Source organism: Buttiauxella sp. 3AFRM03 (assembly GCF_003675305.1).
In the GTDB taxonomy this organism is placed as follows: Bacteria; Pseudomonadota; Gammaproteobacteria; order Enterobacterales; family Enterobacteriaceae; genus Buttiauxella; species Buttiauxella ferragutiae.
This window is the reverse complement of record NZ_CP033076.1, coordinates 815,402-836,067: the sequence shown is the minus strand read 5'-3', so window position 1 is coordinate 836,067 and position 20,666 is coordinate 815,402. Positions and strand designations below refer to the sequence as shown.

The window sequence follows — 20,666 nt, the reverse complement described above, 5'->3', positions numbered from 1 at the left end:
GCTGGGGTGAGGGTGTTTTAACGCCGCAAACAAACCCACAAATCCCCCCGTTTTCCTCCCATTAGCTTTATCCCCCTCTGGCATGCTGTGCTGGTAATTGCGGCCATGAGATTGTTGCGGTGTCTGAAGAAAGCGACGACGATAAAACAGAAGCACCCACACCCCACCGACTTGAAAAAGCTCGCGAAGATGGGCAGATCCCACGTTCCCGTGAATTAACCTCACTGCTGATGCTGCTGGTGGGAATCAGCATTATCTGGCTGGGAGGAGAACCACTAGCACGGCAACTGGCTGCGATGTTGTCAGCTGGTTTGCACTTTGACCACAGCATAATTAACGACCCAAATCTTATCGTCGGCCAGATCAGTTTGTTGATTAAACAGGCAGTGTGGGCATTGTTACCATTGATTTTTGGTTTGGTGATTGTGGCCATTGCCGCACCGACGCTGCTGGGCGGTCTGTTATTTAGTGGCAAATCAATACAGTTTAAGTTCAGCAAAATGAACCCGATCGCTGGGTTAGGGCGCATGTTTTCCGCGCAAGCCGGAGCTGAATTACTCAAAGCTATCCTGAAAGCCATTTTGGTGGGCAGCGTCACGGCCTGGTATTTGCTGCACAAATGGCCGGAAATGATGCGGTTGATGAGTGAACCTCCTTTGGCGGCGTTAGGCCACGCGCTAAATATGGTGGCGGTGTGCGGCATGTTGATTGTGCTGGGGTTGACGCCAATGGTTGGCTTTGACGTGTTTTTCCAGATTTTCAGCAACCTGAAAAAATTGCGCATGAGCCGCCAGGATATCCGCGACGAATTTAAGCAGCAAGAAGGTGACCCGCACGTAAAAGGCCGTATACGTCAGCAGCAGCGGGCAATTGCGCGCCGCCGCATGATGGCTGATGTCCCAAAGGCCGATGTGATTGTCACCAACCCCACACACTATTCCGTGGCGTTGCAGTACGACGAAAACAAAATGAGTGCGCCCAAAGTTCTGGCGAAAGGTGCGGGTTTGGTTGCTCTGCGTATCCGTGAAATTGGCAACGAACACCGTATTCCGATGCTGGAAGCGCCTCCGCTGGCACGTGCGTTATATCGCCACGCGGAAATTGGTCAACAAATTCCCGGCCAGTTGTATTCCGCCGTGGCAGAAGTGTTGGCGTGGGTATGGCAACTGCGACGCTGGCGTGTCGCTGGTGGTTTAATCCCGAAAAAACCTGAAAATCTTCCGGTGCCTGAAGCACTGGACTTTGCAAACGAGAAGGACTCCGATGGCTAATTTGCTCGCTACGTTGCGTCTGCCTGCCACAATGAAATCAGGGCAATGGCAGATTCTTGCCGGGCCGATACTTATCCTGCTGATCTTGTCGATGATGGTGCTGCCGCTCCCCGCGTTTGTACTGGATTTGCTGTTCACCTTTAACATCGCGCTGTCCATCATGGTGCTGTTGGTGGCAATGTTCACCCAGAAGACCCTGGAGTTTGCCGCCTTCCCGACCATTTTGCTGTTTACCACGTTATTGCGCCTGGCGCTGAACGTGGCTTCCACGCGTATCATTTTGATGGATGGTCACACCGGTGGTGCGGCGGCGGGTAAAGTCGTTGAAGCCTTCGGCCACTTCCTGGTGGGTGGGAACTTTGCCATCGGTATCGTGGTGTTCATCATCCTCGTTATCATCAACTTTATGGTTATCACCAAAGGTGCCGGGCGCATTGCCGAAGTGGGGGCACGTTTTGTGTTGGATGGTATGCCAGGTAAGCAGATGGCGATTGATGCCGACCTGAATGCCGGGTTGATTGGTGAAGAAGAGGCCAAAAAACGCCGTTCTGAAGTGACTCAGGAGGCGGATTTTTACGGCTCGATGGACGGTGCCAGTAAGTTCGTACGTGGTGATGCCGTAGCCGGTCTGATGATCATGGTGATTAACGTGGTCGGTGGCTTGTTGGTGGGTGTCCTGCAACATGATATGGCTGTGGGTGCTGCGGCAGAAAGCTATACGCTACTGACCATTGGTGATGGTTTGGTCGCGCAGATCCCTGCACTGGTTATCTCAACGGCGGCAGGCGTCATTGTGACCCGCGTGGCAACCGATCAAGACGTCGGCGAGCAGATGGTGACCCAACTGTTCAACAACCCGCGAGTGATGATGCTCAGTGCGGCCGTGTTAGGGCTGCTCGGCATGGTGCCTGGAATGCCTAACTTCGTCTTCTTGCTGTTCACCGCAGCATTGCTGGCTTTGGCCTGGTGGATGCGTGGCCGACAGATGGAGTCACCTGCAGCGCCAGCGGCTCCCGTGAAACCGCAAGAAAACCCGCAGGCAGTTGAAGCAACGTGGAATGATGTTCAGCTCGAAGACTCGCTGGGAATGGAAGTCGGTTATCGCTTGATCCCGATGGTCGATTTCCAGCAAGACGGCGAGTTGTTAGGGCGTATCCGCAGTATCCGTAAGAAATTCGCGCAAGATATGGGCTTTCTGCCGCCGGTGGTACATATCCGTGACAACATGGATTTGCCGCCAGCGCGTTATCGCATTCTGATGAAAGGCGTCGAAATTGGTAGCGGTGATGCTTATCCGGGTCGTTGGCTCGCCATCAACCCTGGTACTGCAGCAGGTACGCTGCCGGGCGAAACGACCACCGATCCCGCTTTTGGTCTTGCGGCCACCTGGATTGAAAGCGCCTTAAAAGAGCAGGCGCAGATTCAGGGCTTTACAGTGGTGGAAGCCAGTACCGTCGTCGCTACCCACCTGAATCATCTGATTGGACAGTTTGCCCCTGAGTTGTTTGGCCGCCAGGAAGCGCAGCAATTGCTCGACCGTGTCTCGCAAGAAATGCCTAAGCTAACCGAAGATCTGGTGCCTGGGGTGGTGACGCTGACCACACTGCATAAAGTGCTGCAAAACTTGCTGGCTGAAAAAGTCCCTATTCGCGATATGCGCACCATTCTGGAAACCCTCGCGGAGCACGCGCCAGTGCAGAGTGACCCACATGAGTTAACCGCAGTGGTGCGTGTCGCACTTGGCCGCGCGATTACCCAACAGTGGTTCCCGGGGAATGGCGAAGTCCAGGTTATTGGCCTTGATGCAGCGCTGGAACGCTTGTTATTGCAGGCGTTGCAAGGTGGCGGTGGGCTTGAACCGGGGCTTGCGGATCGTCTGCTAGAGCAGGCTCAGGATGCCCTGAAGCGCCAGGAAATGCTCGGCGCACCGCCAGTGTTGTTGGTCAACCACGCGTTGCGCCCACTACTGGCGCGCTTCTTGCGCCGTAGCCTGCCGCAATTAATGGTGCTTTCCAGCCTTGAGCTTTCGGAAAATCGTAACATCCGTATGACTGCGACTATCGGAGCGAAATGATGGGGCGCTGGTGGATGCTCATATTTTTACCCTTTATGGCCCATGCCGCAGGCGAAGGGGCATGGCAGGCAAGTGGCGTAGGCGCAACACTCAGCCACCGCGGAGTTGCTGCGTCATCGCGTGCGTTGGCTCCGTCACAAGCGGTAAGTGGCGTGATGACAATGGTCGCCTGGCGCTATGAGTTGATTGGGCCAACGCCCGCAGGATTGCTGGTCAGATTATGCTCGTTGTCGCGCTGCGTTGAGATAGAAGGGCAGAGTGGTAATACGCGCGGGTTAACCAATGTGGCGGCAAATGAACCGCTGCGTTTTGTCTGGGAAGTACCCGGTGGTGGTTCCCTTTTTCCGCCACTAAAGGTCCGTAGTAATCAGGTTATCGTAAATTATCATTAACCCTCAAAGCCGCATTTTGTGCGGTTTTTTCCTTTCAGCACCTCATTTCTAACACTCTCTTTTGATAAAAATAAACCATTGTTTTATAAAATGGTGAGGCAGGTGCCAGGACTCTTTGTGATTTTGCCAATATCCGCCAGGGCATGGCAAAAATGGAAAGGTTTCAATTACCGGGTCATTTTACCTTAGCTTCCTAAGATTCTCGCAGGCACCAAAAGGCGCCAGAACGAGCAATCTCTTATAACAAAAGCAACGGGGTTTGACGGCAATGAAAACACGTAAGATTGGATTAGCAAACTATCTTGCCTATGGATCGGGCGACTTTCTTGGTGCAGGCACAACTGCGTTGACCGCTGCATGGCTACTCTATTTCTATACTACTTTCTGTGGACTGACTCCGATTGAGGCGACATTCATTTTCGCCCTGGCCCGCGTGCTTGATGCGGTCGTCAGTCCGTTGATGGGCTTCCTGACCGATAACTTTGGTTCTACCTGGCTTGGTAAACGTTTCGGTCGCCGTAAGTTCTTTATTCTGCTCGGCATCCCATTAGTCTTCAGCTACAGCTTCATGTGGGTTGGTGAGATGAGTTACTGGTATTACCTGGTAACCTATCTGATTTTTGACGTGGTCTACACCATGATTCTGGTGCCTTACGAAACACTGGTACCGGAAATGACAGATGACTTTAAGCAGAAAACGAAATTCTCCGGTGCGCGTATCTCAATGGCACAGTTGTCGGCAATTCTTGCCGCATTCCTGCCGGGTATTCTGTTAAGTCACTTTGGTAAAGACAACGCGATTTCCTTCTTCTACTCAAGCCTGGTCTTCGCTTCAATCTGCGCAATTGTACTGACTCTGGTGTGGTTCTTTACCTGGGAACGCCCGCGTAGCGAGTGGACGGAAGCCGCACTGCGCGCCGAAGAAGAGAAGAAAAACCTGACCTTTGCTCAGAGTATGAAACGTCTGAACGTTGAGCTTACCTCAACGTTGCGAGTGAAGATTTTCCGTCAACACCTCGGTATGTATCTGGGCGGCTACATCGCGCAGGACGTGTTCAACGCTGTGTTTACCTATTACGTGGTGTTTGTGTTGATGCAAAGTGCAGCGATGGCATCCAGCCTGATGGGTACGATGGCCATTCTGCAATTTGTCGCGGTTATCGGCATGATCCCGCTGTGTATTAAGTACGGCCCGGCACCTTCTTACCGTTTAGTGGTGACATTGTTCGGTATGAGCTCCATTTCTTTCGCGGTGCTGTATTACGCCGGTTTAAGCGACGTCTTCTCGTTGCTGTTGCTGGTTTCTGCACTTGCTGGTCTGGGCCGCGGCGGTATCAACTACGTACCGTGGAACATCTACACTTACATTGCAGATGTGGACGAAGTTATTACCGGCCAACGCCGTGAAGGTATCTTCGCCGGGATTATGACTCTGACGCGTAAAGCCTCTCAGGCTGGTGCGGTGATGCTGGTGGGTATTGTGATGCAGTTTTCCGGTTTTGTTTCCGGGCAGACCACGCAGCCACCTGCGGTAAGCCATACCATTTTAATGATTCTGAGTTTTGGTACGGTCGCGGTACTGATTTGCGGTTTCTTAATTTCCTTACGCTTTAAATTGAATATGCAAACTCACAGTGTGCTACGTGAAGAAACAGCGAAGATGCGTGAGGCTGGCCGCGCGGTGCCGGAAGCAATTACCCCAGAAGCGCGAGCGACTGTAGAACTGCTGGCAGGCATGCCATATGACTCGCTATGGGGCAACAACAATATTGGTTATCTCAATCGTAACAAGCCTGCAGCACCATCGTTGAAAAAGGCTTCAGCATTAAATTCGAATACATCACAGAGGTTAAGTTAATGATCATTTATCCCGTCAAACACAGCCCATTACTGTGCCAGCCGGAGCATTTTATTGCCCGGGATGAGCTTAATACCCTGATCCACAAGGTGACGGACAATCTGATTAATATTAAGGATGAAACGGGCCAATTCTTGCTGCGTCTGGATGACGGACGAGTCATTGATACCAAAGGCTGGGCAGGTTGGGAGTGGACTCATGGGGTCGGCTTGTACGGCATTTATCAATATTATCGTCAGACTGGCGATAAGAAGATGTGTGAGATTATTGATGACTGGTTCACCGACCGTTTTGCTGAAGGTGCAACCACCAAAAACGTCAATACTATGGCGCCATTCCTGACGCTGGCGTATCGCTACGAAGAAACGCGCGATCCGTCATATTTACCGTGGCTGGAAAGCTGGGCGGAGTGGGCGATGTACGAAATGCCGCGCACCGAACACGGTGGCATGCAACACATTACGCTGGCGGAAGAGAACCATCAGCAAATGTGGGATGACACGCTGATGATGACCGTGTTGCCGCTGGCGAAAATTGGCAAATTGCTTAATCGCCCGGAATATGTCGAAGAAGCAACTTATCAGTTCCTGCTGCACGTACAGAACTTGATGGACCGTGAAACCGGGCTGTGGTTCCACGGCTGGAATTACGAAGGTAACCATAACTTTGCTCAGGCGCGTTGGGCGCGTGGCAATAGCTGGCTGACCATTGTGATTCCTGACTTCCTTGAGCTTGTCGATTTGCCAGAAAATAACGCGGTGCGTCGTTATCTGGTGCAAGTACTGGAAAGCCAGGTGGCTGCGTTGGCAAAATGCCAGGATGAGAGCGGTTTGTGGCACACCTTGCTTGATGACCCAAATTCCTATCTGGAAGCGTCAGCGACGGCAGGTTTTGCCTACGGCATTCTGAAAGGTATCCGTAAGCGCTATATCGGCAAACAGTATGCCGAAGTGGCGGAAAAGGCGATGAAGGGTGTTGTGAAAAATATCTCGCCAGATGGGGAGTTGTTGCAGGTTTCATTTGGTACGGGAATGGGCAGTAATCTGGAGTTCTATCGCCAGATCCCACTGACGTCTATGCCATACGGCCAGGCGATGGCGATCCTCTGTCTGGGTGAGTATCTGCGCATTTATCTGTAAGTTCATCGTGCAGGCCTGGGGAACCGGGTCTGCAATTTTTCATAAAATCAAATAGACTCGTCATTACTGCAAAGTTCCGCCAATTTAATAATAAATAAATGGCGTATTGTGTCGCGCATTTCATTATTATTCATGTCGTCGATAAGCCTTCCACTGCTTTCCCCCCTTAACGATATTCGAATGGCGAGGCTGCGCTTCCCGTTCATCTCTCCCTGCTTGTTGATCCACGTTCTGGATTAATAATTAACCGATGCTGGCGTTGTTTTTGCTGTGCCTTCATCAGGAAACATTTGATGTCAATTTCCCCGTTAGCTCGGGTGGCCAGTAACAGTGTGGTTGAGCCTGGTGTTGTGCTCGGCGCTCACGTGAGCATTGGTCCATTTTGTGTTATTTCCGCAGGTGTAGTTATTGGCGAGGGAACCATAGTCGGCTCGCATTCTGTCATTAATGGGCTTACCACCATTGGGCGCGATAACACTATTGGTCAATATGCTTCTATAGGTGAAGTTAATCAGGATCTTAAATACGCTAACGAACCGACAAAGCTAGTCATTGGTGACCGTAATCAGATTGGCACAAAATCCACACTTCATCGCGGCACAATTCAGGGGCAAGGTACCACCTTGATTGGCAATGACAATCGCTTTCTCGATGGTGTTCACATCGGCCATGATTGCGTAGTGGGTAACGGCACGTTGATGGGCGACAACAGCGGATTAGCCGGGCATGTGATTCTTGATGATGGGGCGCAGGTTGGTTTCCTGTGTGCCATTCACCAGTTTTGTGTGTTGGGCGCACATGCCAGAGTGGCAGACCAGTCGGGCGTGGTGCAGGATATTCCACCATTCGTGATGGCCTATGGTAACCATGCGAGACCTACCGGCGTAGATGTTAATGCAGCAGCCTTTTTGGCATTAGAAGCCAGGCAGCAGGATTTTGTGCATACGCTTTATAGCATGCTGTATCAGCAGTCTTTATCGATTGATGAAGTGAAGATCGCGGTAAAAGCATCGCTCAGCGATTTCGCTATTGCGGCTGTTTATGAACGGTTTTTTGCGCATTCAGCGCGTGGGATTATTCGTTAAACTCATTCAAAGCAGGCTCGCCGTATAAAACGGCGAGCCTTGTACTGTTACATACGTTCTACGGTTTCGATACCCAGAGTATCCAGACCTAATTTCAGCGTTTTCGCTGTCAGCAGCGCCAGTTTCAGGCGGCTGTTACGTGCTTCTTCAGAGTCTGCGGCCAGAATTGGGCAGTGCTCATAGAAACCAGAGAACAGACCGGCAACATCGTACAGATAAGTACACATCACATGCGGCGTACCGTCACGCGCAACCACATTCAGCGTTTCTTCGAATTGCAGCAAACGTGCCGCCAACTGGGCTTCACGATCTTCACGAATCACGACTGGCGCTTTTAGCAGTTCTGTTTCGTCGATAGCGGCTTTGCGGAACACGGAAAGCACACGTGTGTAGGCATACTGCATATACGGCGCAGTATTACCTTCAAAGGCCAGCATGTTGTCCCAGTCGAAGATATAGTCGGTGGTACGGTTCTTCGAAAGATCCGCGTATTTCACCGCACCAATACCGACTGCATTTGCCAGCGCTTCCAGTTCGTCAGCAGGCATATCCGGGTTTTTCTCAGTCACCAGGCGGCGTGCGCGTTCCAGCGCTTCATCCAGCAGGTCGGTCAGTTTTACGGTGCCACCGGAACGGGTTTTGAACGGTTTGCCGTCTTTGCCCAGCATCATGCCGAACATATGGTGCTCTAACGGTACAGAATCTGGCACGTAACCGGCTTTGCGCACGATGGTCCACGCCTGCATCAGGTGCTGGTGCTGGCGGGAGTCGATGAAGTACAGCACGCGGTCAGCATGCAGGGTTTCATAACGATATTTCGCACACGCGATATCGGTCGTGGTGTACAGGTAGCCGCCATCCTTTTTCTGGATGATGACGCCCATCGGCTCACCTTCTTTATTCTGGTATTCGTCGAGGAAGACCACGGTTGCGCCTTCGCTTTCAACCGCCAGACCTTTTGCTTTCAGGTCAGCGACAATGCCCGGCAGCATTGGGTTGTACAGGCTTTCACCCATCACGTCGTCGCGGGTCAGGGTCACGTTCAGGCGCTGGTAAGTAATTTGGTTTTGCGTCATGGTCACATCGACCAGTTTGCGCCACATGGTGCGGCAGTATTCATCACCGCCTTGCAGTTTCACCACATATGCACGAGCGCGTTCGGCAAACTCAGCATCTTCGTCGTAATGCTTTTTCGCGGCGCGATAAAACTCTTCGAGATCGGACAGCGCCATTTCACCGGCATTTTCTTGCTGCTGTTTTTCGAGATACGCGATCAGCATGCCGAACTGCGTACCCCAGTCACCAACGTGGTTAGCGCGGATAACTTTATGGCCGAGGAATTCCAGAGTACGCACCGCGGCATCACCAATGATGGTGGAACGCACGTGACCGACGTGCATTTCTTTCGCCACGTTTGGCGCAGAGTAATCAACCACCACGGTTTTCGGTTCGGAAATGGTCACGCCTACGCGATCTGAGCTGACTGCCGCATCGACACTTTTCGCCAGGAATTCCGGGTCGAGGAAAATATTGATGAAGCCAGGGCCGGCGATTTCAACTTTGCTGGCAATGCCGGTCAAATCCAGATTCGCAATCACCAACTCTGCGACTTGTCGTGGTGGCTTGCCCAGTGATTTCGCAACTGACATCACGCCATTGGCCTGATAGTCGCCGAACTGAACTTTTGCTGACTGACGAACTTGCGGTTCGCAATCCGCAGGCGCACCTGCGGCAATCAGTGCCTGACTGACTTTATCTGAGAGAAGAGCCTGAATATTCACCGGGATACCTTACTTTTGCTTATGGCAGCCGTTAATTTACAGCAGCCGTATCGTTGGGGATAAAATTAGGGCGTAAGTATAACTGTATTTAATCCCTTGAGTCAGCAAAAGCCTTGCCCAGTGCGCCCTGTACTACTCTTAACGGTATAGGGTTTAACCATTCAGAAAATTAGCCGCCCAATGGGTGTTGGTGATGCTGAATGAAAAAGGTAGATTAGCCCCCATTCGTGATTTGAGAGGATAGGGCGATGGCCAACTGGCAGACAATTGAACAACTGAATGATATTTCAGCGGATCTCCCGCGTTTTACCGAAGCGTTAGCTAACCTTGCTGCGCGCCTTGACCTGGAAATAGCTCCGCTTGACGCCGATCACATTTCATTGCGTTGCCATCAAAATACAACGGCGCAACGTTGGCGCGAAGGTCTGGAAAAATGTGGGACGTTGCTTTCAGAAAATATCATTAATGACCGGCCAATTTGCCTGTTTAAGCTCGATGAACCGATTTGTGTTGCACACTGGAAATTTAGCGTCGTTGAACTGCCGTGGCCGGGTGAAAAACGCTACCCGCATGAAGGTTGGGAACATGTGGAAATTGTGCTGCCGGGCGAGCCTGCAACACTGAATGCGCGGGCGCTGGATTTAATGTCTGACGCGGGGTTGCGCCAGACGGGAATTTCGGTGAAAACCAGTTCGCCAAAAGGTGAACGTGAACGCTTGCCAAACCCAACACTGGCGGTCACGGACGGCAAAGTGACCATCAAATTCCATCCGTGGAGTATTGAAGAGATTGTTGCCAGTGAGCTAGCGGATTGATTGTACAGCCGCCTTCATTCGTTTAATCGCTTCTTCAAGGTTTGCCGATGTGCAACCGAAGTTAATCCGCACGAATTTTGCCTCGCCAAAGTCGGTGCCTGGCGAGAAGCCCAGGCCGGCTTTCTGGAAGAACAACGTAGGGTTGTCGACCGGTAAAGCCGTTGCATCCACCCATCCCAGATAAGTCGCTTGCGGTATTGCCATGGTCAAACCAGGTATATTGTTAATCGCGCTTACCAGGCGGTCGCGGTTGCGACGCAAATACGGTAATAACTCCTGCAACCAGGATTCACCATCACGCCAGGCTGCGGTCGCGGCGGTCAATGCCAGCACATCAACGCTCGGCACAATGCCATCACGCGTGGTATTGAATTGCTTACGTAATTGCGGGTCAGGGATAATCGCCAGTGATGCGCCAAGACCAGCGATATTAAAGGTTTTGGATGGCGAGAGCAGGGTAATGGAACGTTGTTCAGCGTCTGCACTCAGTGTTGCGAAAGGAATATGTTTCGCATCAGGCTCAAGTAACAAATCACCATGGATCTCATCCGAACAGACAATTAAATCATGGCGTTGTGCAAACTCGAGTTGCTGCTGCAATTCTTCGCGACGATAAACGGTACCGCCAGGGTTTTGCGGATTACACAGCATCAGCAGTTTTTCTTTGCCGGTGAGCAAGGGTTCGAGTGACGGTAAATCTATAACCCAGCGGCCATTTTCCAGACGTAATGGCGCATTGAGCTGTGGACGCTGGGCAAAAGCGGATGATTTTCTAAACGGGGGGTAAATTGGTGTGGGGGCAATCGTTGATTCATTCGGTGAGGTGAAGGCTCTGACACTTAAATTCAGCCCCGCAACCACGCCGGGCAAAATGACAATCCACTCAGGTTTAATCTGCCATTGATAGCGGCTAGCCATGCGTTCAATGACCACTTCTATTAACTCTTGTGGCCTGACACCGTAGCCGAAAACGCCGTGTTCAACCCGCTGATGGAGCGCATCGAGGATACAAGGAGGTGAGCGAAAGTCCATATCCGCCACCCACATTGGTAAAACTTCATCACCATATTTATTCCACTTCGAGCTGTCGCTGTGACGACGGTCGATGCCTTCATCAAAATTGAATGCCATGATTATACTCGTCATATTTCAAGTTGCAGGGGGGTTGGCTGCTCTCAATTATCCGAATCACTTACTCAAGTAAGCTCATCGGATAATCTCCTTTGCCGCCTACCTGCAACTCGAACTATTTAGAGTAAAGCTACCTTTTTGGGAGCGTCGTTTCAGATTATCATTCTGAACCAGTGGCACAACCACCAGGCTGAAGATTTTTAAGGAGTAATCAATGCCTTTGCTTGAGATATGTTGTTATGGAATTGACTGTGCAGTCACGGCGCAACAAGCAGGAGCGGACAGAATTGAGTTGTGTGCCGCGCCAAAAGAGGGGGGCTTGACCCCGTCTGCGGGCGTGTTACGCCAGGTGAAGCAACGAGTTTCGATCCCCGTACATCCAATTATTCGCCCGCGCGGCGGCGATTTTTGTTACACAGATGCTGAATTTGAAACCATGCTCGAAGACATCGCGTTCGTGCGTGAATTGGGGTATCCGGGGTTGGTTATCGGCATGCTCGATGGTGAAGGGCATATTGATGTTCCTCGCATGAAGCGGGTGATGGAACAAGCTCAAGGAATGGCGGTAACGTTCCACCGTGCGTTCGATATGTGCCATAACCCTCATCAGGCGCTGGAGCAATTAACCGAATTGGGCGTGGCACGCATCCTGACTTCAGGCCAGCAGCAGAATGCTGAACTAGGACTTTCACTACTAAGGGAACTAAAACAGCTTTCCCGTGCTCCAATAATAATGGCGGGTGCAGGCGTCAGGCTGAGCAACTTGAAAAAGTTTGTCGAAGGCGGCATTGATGAAATGCATAGCTCTGCCGGGCAGACAGTGGCTTCACCGATGCGTTACCGTAAAGCGGGTGTATCAATGAGTGCTGATGTCGAAGCTGATGAATTTAACCGTTACTGCGTTGATGGCGACGTGGTGGCTGCAATGAAGGCCGTGTTGGTTGCAAGTGAGCCTGCAACTTGAAAGATGAAGGCTGAAAGTTTTTGACCGTGCATCATGTTGCCCATGTGATGCTCGCTCGTACCAGGCCCCAGCGTATTGCTGGGGCTTTTTTTATTTATATCTATAAGCTTATTTTCTATTTCTCGTCATAAATACAGTTGATTATTTGAGAAATAATAAATGGAAAACTAAGATTATGCGGATGTTATTTCTAATACCGTTTTTTGCTTCTTAATTCTTCTGGCGAGAACTGTAGAGCACACGAAGCCAAGCAGGCTGAAGGTTACCATCATGCTAAATACATAATTATATCCGGTAATTCCTTTAAAATTATCCAGAAGAGCACCGTATAGGGTATAAGCAAACATTGCTGGCATGTAACCTATGATGCAACCAAATGCCATTGCTGAACCACTATACTGACGTGATATTCCGATCTCATCCATCGGAGCAAAGAATATCGCACGTTGGGAAAATATTATTGCGCCAAATCCTAACGTTACCGCCATACCTACATAGACATTCATGGATTGGTGAGGTAACTGAATGAAGCAGATCATGGCAATAGCAGCGAGCAGGAATGTCCACTTCAAATAGACTGTCGGAGATTTGGTTACTTTATCGGCAAGGAATCCACCAATAGGACCACCGACCATTTTTAACGCATATTGGTTGATGATACCGTAGGCCCCAACAAGGGCAACGGGTAACATATAGATATCCTTTAAGAAAGGAATGAAATAAGTTAATCCACAGTAAGCCGCATATACAAAGAATATGCCAAATGCAGCCAGCCAGACGTTTGCACAGGAAAGGACATGCTTGATACCTCTGATGACTTCCATATTCGCATTGCTGTTATCCTGAGTGGTAACTTTGTCATCATCATCAACAATGAAGTATGTAACAACACCTACAGCAAGTGTTATTAGCGTGTAGAAAAGTAGACCAGCCTGCATGCCTGCTTTTCCCTCGCCGAATTGAACAAAAATAAACAATGCTCCTGATGCGACAATGACATCCACTACGCCACGTCCAGCCTCAAGGAAACCAAACATTCGTCCTTGTTCTTCTTTATTTCCCAGCAGGCGTACCGCTTTTAATAACACGGGCCAGAAAATAACATCCCCAAAGAAGGCCATTGCTGCAAAGCAAAGCAGGAAGCCTGTAAATGAAGGCAGGGTTGATAAATACAACCCACATAGTCCAACACCAATCAATCCAAAGGGTAACAGTATTTTCTTAGAGTAGCGGTCAGCAATATAAAGAGAAAGAAATAGCCCTGTTGTCTGGACTATTGTATATACAGTAAAACCAAGACCAATCTGTGTGTTAGTTAAACCCCAATCATTTTGCATTGGGACGTAAAATACATCCTTCATACTTGAAAGCTTAAATATCGTTCCACCGCCAAGGACTAAAAAACACAGTCGTGCCCACTTGTTCATGAACATAATTATTCCTTCACTTACATAGAAGCGTAGAGAGATTAACTTTCTATATTCACGATTGAGCAATGTCACTGTGATTAGAAAGTTATGTAAATTGTGCCTGTGATGTTGATTGGAAATACTTTAAATTATTTTTCGTTAATAAATTTATTACATATATTTCTGACGTAGTGTATTTGCTCTATTGCGTGTTCTGCTTCCTGAGCAAGGCGTTCATCAACTTTATCGGTTTCAGGAAGTGGCGTATAACTTGCGGTTCTCCAGGGTATCCATGGATTATCGCCTTCATCATCGAAACGGAAAGCAGGGGCGAAGTATTCGACTTCTTCCTCCAGTCCGAAAGAAATTACCTGGGGCTTATCTTCTCCAAGCAGCAGTAACTCCCTGAGCATGTCTTCCATTGGTAATTCCCCATACCCCGAGCGGCATGCTTCATGCGCCCATCCGGAATTATCCTTAATGATTTTGGCATCTTTTACATGTACTTGTGTTATATAAGGAGCCATTGCGCGTAGGGCGTCGAGTGGTTTTTCGTTAGCATTGATCATATTGCCAAAATCAAAAAGAATTGAGAGATTCTTCATCCCGCTATGTTTTACTAAGCTGACCAGTTCCTCCCCTTTCAAATCTTCATGCTGCTCAATTGTGAATGTTAAGCCGCAATCATCAAATTGAGATAAGTATTCTATATCCAGGCTTATTTTTTTCATTACATCTTGCAGATGCCCTTCATAGCGAGGATAAAAACGTACTGATGATGCGCCTGTCAGGTGGGCAATCCTGATGGCATCATTCAGAGTTTTTTGATCAGAAGCGCTTGTCTCAATATTAACATCAAGACCGTAGTTTTCTGCTTTCTTCCTGAAATCAATTAACTGAAGGTCACTCAGCATTTGTAATGCCTGAGACTCACCATCTTCAACATGAATTTTCACACCCCGTAATTGGTTCTGATGTGCGATATCCAGTAGATCTCCTGGCAAAATTCGTTCGTATCGCATATTTAAATGAAATGCGTAGGCATGTAAATACAGGGGGATATTCCTGGCTCGCTCAGCAAGGCAGACTCTTTCAGATGTTTTCATTTTTACCCTCATTCATCCTGGATATATAGTTCAACGGACTCCAATCTCCAGTATTCGAAGTCAACTTGAACGACTCTTTTTTCACGCGTTGCCCGATGCTTTTCAACCAGAATAACGAACGAATTTGGCGCAACACCTAATTCCTTGCATGCCTGGTCGGGTATTTTTACGGGCTTAAATAGCATGCTTTTTATACTCAAAAACTGGCCATATTCTTTTTCCCAGACATCTGCAAATGACTGATTGTTTATTTTTTTGATAAAGTCAGGGGCAAAGTCAGCATCAATATAAGACTCGTGATAAAAAACTTTGTGCCCATCAAGGCCACACCAGCCAGTAACCCGATAACTGCGAGAATTATCTGAGAAAGCCTTTGCCACATTAAGGGGGGGCACTTCGCACTGTTCTTCTTCCAGGTATCCCCAAAATGGTTGCCGCCCCTGCGCCCGGGCTTCTGCATTAAAGCTGGACTGTGCTTTAGGGTTATAGATGAATCGCTTGGGGGCAATAAACCAGCCGCTACGATTTTTCCTGAAGATAAGGGATGCAACTTCCAACTCCAGCAAAACTTGCCGTAATGTCATTCTTCGGGTATCCAGCAATTCACATAGTTCCCGCTCTGAAGGAAGCCGTGAACCCGGTGTCAAATTTGTCTCAGATAACCACCTTTCCAGGCGTTCTCTGTTGATATCTACATTGCTTATATTTTTCATTTTTCGCCAGACTGGTATAAACCAATTTTTCCCTACGGTAAGATATTCTGATGAAACGGCAAGTTATTTCTCAAAACATGATCATAATTTGTGCCTTTGATCTCAGATATCGGCATTGTAGAGTAAAGGCTTGATGCTTCTTTCTTTGAATGGGCAGATCCTGTCATCTTTTTCTTCTCAGACTTTTCCTGTGCTCTTTTTTCCCGAAACCCTCCCCGAAACGCGCTTTAATCCTCTGCTAGACTTTAGTTTTATTAATATCCATTAATGGCTGAGGAGTAGTGAAAATGACGTTATCCAGCAAAGAGCCATCTGGCAAAATAACGAATCGCGATCATTTACGTTTCCATCGTATTCACCAGCATTTAATGCCAACCTTCGGGGAAAGTTGGTTTGCATTAAAAGCTGAAGCGTTTGCCCGGTTTTTTGGCACGCCTTTTTTTCTTGGCGCACAAACTCTTATTGTTTTAGTTTGGATCGTTCTTAACGTTACGGGCGTGAGCCATTTTGACCTCTATCCATTTATCTTGTTAAACCTGGCATTTAGTCTCCAGGCTGCTTATGCCGCTCCACTCATTTTACTTGCGCAAACGCGCCAGGCCGAAAGGGATAAAGCACACGGGGAAGCTGATGCTTTGCATCGGGAAGATTTAGCGCAGGCCAATGAAAAACGATTAAAATTTGCAGCAGAACAAGCCGAACAGATGATCAAATTGATTGAGATGAATACTGAGCTAACCAATGTCACTAAAGAGCTAACAGAACGCATCGAGAAAATAGCTGAACAGTTGCATAAACAACTAGTGAAATAGACATGCTGTGAGCGTTATGCATGGCGACCCAGCATAGAGATGTTCTCTGCGTCATAGCCGTTCTCTGAGACTTTGATTCTCGATATACATAATGGCCGCAATAAAATGGGTGATTGTAGCTAATTTGTTAAATATTGGTTATTTTTGTTGCTTTGTACATAGCGTTACATACGGATACCAATCACTCAATGAATAGAGTGGTCCATTTCTTTATTATCAAAATCCCTTTAGAAATATGTTGATAGAGTAATATTTTCTATTTTATTTGGTTTCGATAAAGTTGTGCCGATCATGAAAATAAATAAAGCTATTTTATTGCACATTTCCATGGCAATCCTTGCTGCTTTGGTTTTAACCATTCCACCTTTTATCGATAGCTTACAACCGGCATTAAAATTTCTACCATTAATAAAAACAATGGAAGGTACACGTAAAGTTCAGGCAGAGAAAATGGCAACCATTTCACATGCTCTGAATGGTAACGCCATTTTCTTCCTCGGAGCATCGGAAGTTGCCACGTCTGAAGATGAGCATTTTGCGGTATATAATTTTTTTAATACCAAACTGCATCAGCCCACTGTGGCCTACGGTGATAGCTTCGTCGATAACATGACGCAACTCGCCTTGCTGACGCGCTTTAAACAAGATCTGTCACCAAAAACGAAACTGGTATTGCTCTTGTCACCCGATAGTTTCTTTTTTGATGGTATTCCTCCGACGATTTTCGCTGACCATTTCCCGGACTCGGTGTTTAAACCATTAATGTCAGATGCCACTATGCGTCCTGTTTTGACCCATTATTTAACCCATATCGATGCGCAAGATGTGGATCATCTCACTTTTAGCCAGATGCGTATTTTTGGCTGGCACACAAAAATTGTCTGGCGTGAAATTAAATATCAGTTCTCTTCATTCTGCGAAATGATCAGAGATTATTTCTTATCACTGGCACATATTCGCCAGTCAAATACGCAGCCGTGGCCGGTGGCGCCCGCTAACGAGTTAAATATTAACTGGAATGCAGAATTACAGCAAGCCCAGCAACTTAACCGTGCTCGTCATGAAAGTGCCGCCACGTTATGGATGGATCAAGAGATATTTGCCGACGATAAAACGCCAGAAGATTGGTATACCGCGCCTCCATCGGGCCGAGAAAAAGAGGCGTTTATAGCAATGATGAAGCTGCTGCATGAACGCCAGGTTAATGTCGTCGTCATTATCGATCCGCTTAATCCGTGGGCGCTAAAGAATACTGATAAATTCCAGCCGACAGATCGTTTCATCCAGCAGACGTTGAAAAAATATAACACGCCTTATTTTGATATGTACGACCAAAGCTATCAACCGGGATGGAACTGGGATCGTCTTCATCCTACTGAACTGGCATGGGTGGCCATGGACCGTTTTATTTCCGAGGCATTCAAAAAATGAAAAAAGCCATCCGACTCTTTTTCCTTTATCTGTTTCTGCTGGTAACCATCGTGACATGGTCTTCAGTGGATAACAGCATGAATATCAAATTGCATTTTGAATATCAGCAATTTTAGGAGTCAGTGAATGTATACCAGTGCACCTTTCTTTGCTGTATTGTTTGCCAGTTCGCTATTGTTTGCAGGCGTTAATCGTTTGCTGGGTAACCGATTGACCTACGCTTCACTGTTTACTGCATTTGCGTTAATTGCTGTCTGGGGATACGTTTTCAAAAACCAGATAACTATTCCATTATTGATGTTTGCGTATTTATACGTGATTGCGGTCTTAAAAGATAAGTCGTGGCTGAAAACCTGGCAGTCGGTGACATTGAGTTTACTGCCATTGGTTCTGGTTAAATTACATCTGAATAATCATTGGGGAATGTTAGGTCTTTCTTTCATGACTTTCAGAGCGGTGGACGTTTTACTTTATCGCAATAAGAAAGATTCCCGCAATTTCTTCCAGTACTTTAGCTACCTCTTTTTACCCTTTGTTATTCTCGCCGGGCCGATGTATCGCTGGCGAAGCTGGGTTCAGGATATCACTCAACCTAAATTTCGGCTGACAACTGCGGTGTTCCTGCAATCTATGGAACAAATCTTTTATGGCATCGTGCAGAAATTTTTGTTTGCCATGTTGATTGATAACCTGGTGATTAGCCACTGGAGCCATCGGCCTTTTACGCTGACTGTTGGCGTAGTGATGTCGCTGGCATATAGCTTCTATCTGTATTTTGATTTTGCGGGTTACAGCAATATGGCGATAGGCGCCGGGCGTTTGTTTGGGCTGAATTTACCCGCCAATTTCAATTTACCGATACTGGCAAAAAACCCGCAAGATTTCTGGCGTCGGTTCCATATTAGCTTATCGGAGTGGTTGCGAGACGTAGTCTTTATGCCGATTTATATGAATCTGATGAAGGTTGAGTTTTTCAGAAACCACAAAGTGACAGCGCAAAATATCGGTATTTTCTGCACGCTGTTTTGCATGGGAGCCTGGAATGGACTGGAGCTGAATTACGTTGTCAGCGGTGCGTTGTTTGGTGGCATATCGGTTATTCACAATATGATCCTTTGGCTGGCAAAGCGCAGCCAAAAAATGTCCACATGGTTAAAAATGCCTTTAATTGTCTTTATGGGGCGAATGTTGACGCTGGCAAGTGCAGCAGCCTCTCTTTATATTTTTAGCGGAATGTCTCCTGTATGAAGAATAATGACGAATTACAACAGCTAAGTGATTATCTACATGCTGTGTTACTTGAACCGAAAAACGCTCAGCAATTGGCGATAAGTGGCAGCGATAATAGTTTGAGCTGGCAGCAACTCGGTTGTGCTGTGCTTGACTGGGCGGAACGTTTTGCTGTGCTAAAACTCGCCAAGAATGTTCCTGTGGTGCTTTATGGACATCAACAAGCAGAGTTTGCCAGCGCCATTTATAGTTGTTTATTACATCAAATCCCCTATATTCCAGTTGATAATATCTATCCGGCAGAACGCTTGAAAGAAATCTGTGAATTAGCTGGTGCGCCTTATTATTACGATGTTCAGCAAAAGGCATTTGTAGCAACCGGAGTCACGGCTCAGCAGTTGGAAGAGCAGGATTTAGCCTACATTATGTTTACTTCGGGGAGCACCGGTAAACCCAAAGGAGTGCAGATTGGTCGCGAAAGCGTCTGGAATTTCATGCAGTGGGTTCGTAATGATTTTTCTTTGCCTGCGCATCCGGTGCTGATGAATCACGCGGTATTCAGTTTTGATTTATCGTTAATTCCATTACTCGGCAATTTGGCGACTGGCGGTCATATCGTGCTTAATGCTAAAGAGGATATTACTGCGGATAACTGGCTAGCCCATTTGCAACAGCAAAAAGTCTCTGTATGGGTTTCTACTCCATCTTTCGCTTATCAAAAATTATTGCTACCAGAATTTCGTGCAGAATATCTCTGCGATCTGAAAGTTTTTGTCTTTATTGGTGAGGTGCTGAGCAAAACCCTGGTAAAACATCTGCGCCGTCTTTTCCCTGAGGCAAAAATACTCAACTCTTATGGCCCAACAGAGGCAACGATTGCCACCACAGTGATTGAGATAAGCGATGAGATCCTGCACGAAGAAGGAGATCTATTGCCTATCGGCGCGATGATGCCGCATTCAGAAATGGAAATTACCGCAGATAACGAATTAATTATCTGGGGTAAAAATGTGATGCGAGGCTATCTTGGATTACCAAAAGAGAATGCTGAAAAGCTTTTGTGGAATGAAAGTAAGCATTGGCGCGGCTACAAAAGCGGTGATTTAGGGCGCGCGGGTAAAGAGTATTTATATTGCCAGGGGCGTAACGACAGCCAGATTAAACTCAATGGCTATCGTATTGAAATTCATGAAATTGAAAGCCGATTGCTTGCGCTTTCAGGCGTCAGTGAAGCAGTGGTTTTACCGCTGACCAAAAAAGATGGTGCTGTATTACGCCTGGCTGCCTTTTGCGCTTCAAAGCTCTCGGAAAAAGAGATTAAAGCTAACCTCACGCAAATTTTACCGTCTTACATGGTGCCCTCGCAGATTGTCATCATGGATACCTTACCTCTTAACACTAACGGCAAAATTGACCGTAAATTACTCGATGTTCAGGCGCGTACCTGCTGAAGAT

17 protein-coding genes are annotated in these 20,666 nt (G+C 47.8%); 12 read left to right on the top strand and 5 right to left on the bottom strand.

The window, feature by feature from the left end; translation table 11 throughout:
• Positions 1 to 119 precede the first annotated feature (119 nt).
• From flhB to lpxA, 6 genes are all read left to right on the top strand, one after another.
• Complete coding sequence (gene flhB, locus D8682_RS05265) at positions 120 to 1,271, top strand: flagellar biosynthesis protein FlhB (protein ID WP_121813718.1); 1,152 nt, start codon at positions 120 to 122, stop codon at positions 1,269 to 1,271.
• Positions 1,264 to 3,345: a flagellar biosynthesis protein FlhA gene (gene flhA, locus D8682_RS05260; RefSeq protein WP_121813717.1), complete on the top strand. Its 2,082-nt coding sequence runs from the start codon at positions 1,264 to 1,266 to the stop codon at positions 3,343 to 3,345. The genes flhB and flhA overlap by 8 nt, the downstream gene beginning before the upstream one ends.
• A gap of 14 nt (positions 3,346 to 3,359) precedes the next feature.
• Entirely contained in the window at positions 3,360 to 3,737 is a 378-nt protein-coding gene (locus D8682_RS05255; RefSeq protein ID WP_370090814.1) for a flagellar protein FlhE, read from the top strand.
• Positions 3,738 to 4,005: 268 nt separating this feature from the next.
• Positions 4,006 to 5,595 (top strand): MFS transporter, encoded by a 1,590-nt coding sequence (locus D8682_RS05250; RefSeq protein ID WP_064545843.1) that lies wholly within the window; start codon positions 4,006 to 4,008, stop codon positions 5,593 to 5,595.
• Positions 5,595 to 6,734, top strand: a complete 1,140-nt coding sequence (locus D8682_RS05245) for a glycoside hydrolase family 105 protein (RefSeq protein ID WP_064545845.1) — start codon at positions 5,595 to 5,597, stop codon at positions 6,732 to 6,734. The genes D8682_RS05250 and D8682_RS05245 overlap by 1 nt, the downstream gene beginning before the upstream one ends.
• A gap of 293 nt (positions 6,735 to 7,027) precedes the next feature.
• Complete coding sequence (gene lpxA, locus D8682_RS05240; protein WP_121813716.1) at positions 7,028 to 7,819, top strand: acyl-ACP--UDP-N-acetylglucosamine O-acyltransferase; 792 nt, start codon at positions 7,028 to 7,030, stop codon at positions 7,817 to 7,819.
• 47 nt (positions 7,820 to 7,866) lie between these two features.
• Here the strand turns inward: lpxA and argS are convergent, their stop codons facing one another.
• A complete protein-coding gene (argS, locus tag D8682_RS05235) occupies positions 7,867 to 9,600 on the bottom strand; it encodes an arginine--tRNA ligase (RefSeq protein ID WP_064545850.1) in 1,734 nt (577 codons plus the stop codon).
• 248 nt (positions 9,601 to 9,848) lie between these two features.
• Between argS and D8682_RS05230 the strand changes: the two genes are divergently transcribed.
• Positions 9,849 to 10,415, top strand: coding sequence for a VOC family protein (locus tag D8682_RS05230; RefSeq protein ID WP_064545852.1), 567 nt, complete (start codon positions 9,849 to 9,851; stop codon positions 10,413 to 10,415).
• On the opposite strand, the gene D8682_RS05225 is transcribed toward D8682_RS05230, so the two are convergent.
• On the bottom strand, positions 10,404 to 11,546 hold the full coding sequence (locus D8682_RS05225) for a MalY/PatB family protein (RefSeq protein ID WP_121813715.1): 1,143 nt from the start codon (positions 11,544 to 11,546) through the stop codon (positions 10,404 to 10,406). The two genes, D8682_RS05230 and D8682_RS05225, sit on opposite strands and share 12 nt — an antisense overlap.
• Positions 11,547 to 11,760: 214 nt before the next feature.
• Here D8682_RS05225 and cutC point away from each other — a divergent pair, with 214 nt between their 5' ends.
• On the top strand, positions 11,761 to 12,510 hold the full coding sequence (gene cutC / locus D8682_RS05220) for a copper homeostasis protein CutC (RefSeq protein ID WP_121813714.1): 750 nt from the start codon (positions 11,761 to 11,763) through the stop codon (positions 12,508 to 12,510).
• A 173-nt stretch (positions 12,511 to 12,683) separates the two neighbouring features.
• Here cutC and D8682_RS05215 read toward each other — a convergent pair whose 3' ends face one another.
• From D8682_RS05215 to D8682_RS05205, 3 genes are all read right to left on the bottom strand, one after another.
• Positions 12,684 to 13,937, bottom strand: coding sequence for an MFS transporter (locus D8682_RS05215; RefSeq protein ID WP_121815642.1), 1,254 nt, complete (start codon positions 13,935 to 13,937; stop codon positions 12,684 to 12,686).
• A gap of 131 nt (positions 13,938 to 14,068) precedes the next feature.
• Positions 14,069 to 15,025, bottom strand: a complete 957-nt coding sequence (locus D8682_RS05210; RefSeq protein WP_064546015.1) for a sugar phosphate isomerase/epimerase — start codon at positions 15,023 to 15,025, stop codon at positions 14,069 to 14,071.
• 8 nt (positions 15,026 to 15,033) lie between these two features.
• Positions 15,034 to 15,738, bottom strand: coding sequence for a GntR family transcriptional regulator (locus D8682_RS05205; protein ID WP_064545860.1), 705 nt, complete (start codon positions 15,736 to 15,738; stop codon positions 15,034 to 15,036).
• 287 nt (positions 15,739 to 16,025) lie between these two features.
• On the opposite strand from D8682_RS05205, the gene D8682_RS05200 reads away from it, so the two are divergent.
• The 4 genes from D8682_RS05200 (at position 16,026) to D8682_RS05185 (ending at position 20,662) form a co-directional block, all read left to right on the top strand.
• Positions 16,026 to 16,550 carry a DUF1003 domain-containing protein gene (locus D8682_RS05200; protein WP_121813713.1) on the top strand — a complete coding sequence of 175 codons (525 nt, stop codon included), beginning with the start codon at positions 16,026 to 16,028 and terminating at the stop codon, positions 16,548 to 16,550.
• Positions 16,551 to 16,841: 291 nt separating this feature from the next.
• The gene (locus D8682_RS05195) at positions 16,842 to 17,981 is read left to right on the top strand and encodes a D-alanyl-lipoteichoic acid biosynthesis protein DltD (RefSeq protein WP_121813712.1); all 1,140 of its coding nucleotides are present in this window, start codon (positions 16,842 to 16,844) and stop codon (positions 17,979 to 17,981) included.
• Between the two features lie 126 nt (positions 17,982 to 18,107).
• Positions 18,108 to 19,229, top strand: a complete 1,122-nt coding sequence (locus D8682_RS05190) for an MBOAT family O-acyltransferase (RefSeq protein ID WP_121813711.1) — start codon at positions 18,108 to 18,110, stop codon at positions 19,227 to 19,229.
• Positions 19,226 to 20,662, top strand: a complete 1,437-nt coding sequence (locus D8682_RS05185; RefSeq protein ID WP_121813710.1) for an AMP-binding protein — start codon at positions 19,226 to 19,228, stop codon at positions 20,660 to 20,662. The genes D8682_RS05190 and D8682_RS05185 overlap by 4 nt, the downstream gene beginning before the upstream one ends.
• The last annotated feature ends 4 nt before the right edge of the window (positions 20,663 to 20,666 follow it).

Coding starts and splice junctions, on each gene's coding strand:
- flhA (WP_121813717.1), top strand. CDS start 1,264: ATGGCTAATTTGCTCGCTACGTTGCGTCTGCCTGCCACAATGAAATCA.
- D8682_RS05255 (WP_370090814.1), top strand. CDS start 3,360: ATGCTCATATTTTTACCCTTTATGGCCCATGCCGCAGGCGAAGGGGCA.
- D8682_RS05250 (WP_064545843.1), top strand. CDS start 4,006: ATGAAAACACGTAAGATTGGATTAGCAAACTATCTTGCCTATGGATCG.
- D8682_RS05245 (WP_064545845.1), top strand. CDS start 5,595: ATGATCATTTATCCCGTCAAACACAGCCCATTACTGTGCCAGCCGGAG.
- lpxA (WP_121813716.1), top strand. CDS start 7,028: ATGTCAATTTCCCCGTTAGCTCGGGTGGCCAGTAACAGTGTGGTTGAG.
- D8682_RS05230 (WP_064545852.1), top strand. CDS start 9,849: ATGGCCAACTGGCAGACAATTGAACAACTGAATGATATTTCAGCGGAT.
- D8682_RS05225 (WP_121813715.1), bottom strand. CDS start 11,546: ATGGCATTCAATTTTGATGAAGGCATCGACCGTCGTCACAGCGACAGC.
- cutC (WP_121813714.1), top strand. CDS start 11,761: ATGCCTTTGCTTGAGATATGTTGTTATGGAATTGACTGTGCAGTCACG.
- D8682_RS05215 (WP_121815642.1), bottom strand. CDS start 13,937: ATGAACAAGTGGGCACGACTGTGTTTTTTAGTCCTTGGCGGTGGAACG.
- D8682_RS05210 (WP_064546015.1), bottom strand. CDS start 15,025: ATGAAAACATCTGAAAGAGTCTGCCTTGCTGAGCGAGCCAGGAATATC.
- D8682_RS05205 (WP_064545860.1), bottom strand. CDS start 15,738: ATGAAAAATATAAGCAATGTAGATATCAACAGAGAACGCCTGGAAAGG.
- D8682_RS05200 (WP_121813713.1), top strand. CDS start 16,026: ATGACGTTATCCAGCAAAGAGCCATCTGGCAAAATAACGAATCGCGAT.
- D8682_RS05195 (WP_121813712.1), top strand. CDS start 16,842: ATGAAAATAAATAAAGCTATTTTATTGCACATTTCCATGGCAATCCTT.
- D8682_RS05190 (WP_121813711.1), top strand. CDS start 18,108: ATGTATACCAGTGCACCTTTCTTTGCTGTATTGTTTGCCAGTTCGCTA.
- D8682_RS05185 (WP_121813710.1), top strand. CDS start 19,226: ATGAAGAATAATGACGAATTACAACAGCTAAGTGATTATCTACATGCT.